Source organism: Catenibacillus scindens (genome assembly GCF_014202115.1).
GTDB lineage: Bacteria > Bacillota > Clostridia > Lachnospirales > Lachnospiraceae > Catenibacillus > Catenibacillus scindens.
Genome location: NZ_JACHFW010000043.1, coordinates 1 through 2,233, shown reverse-complemented (window position 1 = coordinate 2,233; position 2,233 = coordinate 1). Strand labels below are relative to the sequence as shown.

3 protein-coding genes and 1 pseudogene are annotated in these 2,233 nt (G+C 56.0%); all 4 read left to right on the top strand.

Features of this window, described 5'->3' with window-relative positions:
* Window positions 1-612: pseudogene (locus HNP82_RS17670) on the top strand (hypothetical protein); the annotation flags it as partial.
* Window positions 609-1,124: a hypothetical protein gene (locus HNP82_RS17665; RefSeq protein ID WP_183776823.1), complete on the top strand. Its 516-nt coding sequence runs from the start codon at window positions 609-611 to the stop codon at window positions 1,122-1,124. The pseudogene HNP82_RS17670 and the gene HNP82_RS17665, both read left to right, overlap by 4 nt.
* Window positions 1,125-1,150: 26 nt before the next feature.
* Window positions 1,151-1,678, top strand: a complete 528-nt coding sequence (locus HNP82_RS17660) for a hypothetical protein (protein ID WP_183776822.1) — start codon at window positions 1,151-1,153, stop codon at window positions 1,676-1,678.
* An 89-nt stretch (window positions 1,679-1,767) separates the two neighbouring features.
* Window positions 1,768-2,233: hypothetical protein (locus HNP82_RS17655; RefSeq protein ID WP_183776821.1), on the top strand; the 466-nt coding region annotated here is incomplete at its 3' end.

Here is a 2,233-nt window from a genome sequence, read left to right as displayed (position 1 = left end):
ATCGGCTCCTGCAGCGACGATGGAACCAGCGAAAATGTAGCAGCCAAGACCGCGGCCGAGTTTGCTTCCGGCGAGGTGACCTGGCTGCTAAACGGCTCCACCAGCGAGGGCACCCTGGCCTGGTACCAGAACCTGGACAACGACCAGGATAAGGATACCTACCCCGTGCTGGACAGCAGCCACGGCATCGTCTACCGCATTGAAGCGGACCCTGTGTTCTATAGCAATGACCCCAACAGCCAACCTCCTGTGATCATCAGCGTGGACATCACCTGGGGTGATCTCAGCTTTACTTACAGCGACGGTACCTGGAACGCCAACACCCACACCTATGACGGTGCGGGCTGGACGGTGGATACCGAAGAAAGCAATTCCATCACCGTGGACAACACCGGCAATACCGGCGTGAATGTTTCCTACGCTTACCAGAATGCAGAAACTGGTATCACCGGCAGCTTCACCGATGGGGAGAATCCGGTTTCCGCCCCCGTGTCCCTGCCTGAAAATGGCAGCAGCACCGTTTATCTGATTCTGGCCGGCAAACCGGAAAAAGAACTGGAGAACGCCATCATCGGCAGCGTGACCGTAACGATTGGAGGTGAGAGCGAATGAAGGGAAAGAAAATTTTGATTCCTGTGCTGCTTCTGATTACGTTGATTGCCATCGGCGTGACCATCTGGGCCTTGTGCTTCCGGGACACGGCCCCGGTCCTGGCTCCGGATTACGCCCCGGTGGAGGAGGAATCCAATGCCCAGGCCATTGAGGACGACAGCGGTGAAAAGCTGGAGGCTGAAGAAGGTGGCGGGGCGGTAAGCCTCACCTATTCCAATGAGGTCACCATCGACCTGTCCGATAAAGCGGCCAGCCTTGTGTTTGCCAATCCCGGCAAGTCCTTGCAGGATATGGTGGTGCAGATCGTCATCGACGATACGGTGATCGTCCAGTCCGGAACCTTAAAGCCGGGCAATCAGGTCACTACCCTGAACCTGCTGGACGGGGCGGAAAAACAGCTCCAACCCGGCGGGTACGACGGAAAGTTTGTCGTTTTCTACTATGACCCCGACACCGGCGAAAAAGCCGTGGTCAACACCGAAATTCCCATCACCGTTACGGTGCAGGAATAAATGATTTTTACAAGGAGGAAAAACCAATGAAAAAAATAATTGCAGCTGCGCTCGCTCTGACGATGACCCTGGGCATGAGCACCACCGCTCTGGCCGCCGGCAATGTGGACGGCGCCGACGTAGGTTCACAGAATCCCATTGATGTCACCGCCAAATATAACGATGGCGTCACGGAGCCTCCCGTGTACAGCGTGGATCTCACATGGGAGGATATGACCTTTACTTACAACGAATCCGGCTCCAGAACCTGGGATCCGGACACCCACACCTATACGGACAGCACCACTTCCGGTTGGGATAAGACCACTGCCGCGGTTACGGCCACCAACCACTCCAATACAGAAGTTACGGTCAGCTTTACCTATACCCCGCAGGGCGATACCGATGTGAACGCTACCATGAGTCAGGATAGTTTCAAATTGGCTGCCGGTGTGGAAAACAAGCCCAACGAAGCTGCCACGGACAGCTCTATTCTGACGATTACCGGCACGCCCAACAACAGCGTTACCGCAGAGGGCGTCACCATCGGTACCATCACCGTGACCATCGCCTAAAACACCCAATATATCATATAAAAGGAGAAACGACTATGAACATGAAAAAAATCACCACCCTGCTGGCGGCTGCTGCTCTGACCTGCACCATGGGTACTACCGCTTTTGCGGCAGATCAGGACGGCGTAGGCACCGGCAGTTATAATACTGATGTCAAGGGTACCTATGAGGCCGGCAGTCCCAGCGATGTTGTATGCAGCGTGGATATCGCCTGGACCGACATGAGCTTTATTTATACCGGCGCCGGTGAAGGCACCTGGGACCCGGAGACCCACCAGTATAGCGGAAGCTCTGAGGGGGCCTGGACTGCCAGCAATGACTCCATCACCGTGACCAACCACTCTAACGCCGCAGTCAAGGCCACTGCTTCCTATCAGGCCGAAACCGGCTATGAGAGCACCACCATGACCTTCGGCAACAACGAGGCCACGGTAGCTACCGCCGTGGGTACAGAAGTTGATTCGGCTCCCAGCGCCACCATCACCGTTACCCCCGGCGGAACCCTTGCCGAAAGCGCCAATGGCGGCAAGATTGGTACCATCACCGTAAGCATCG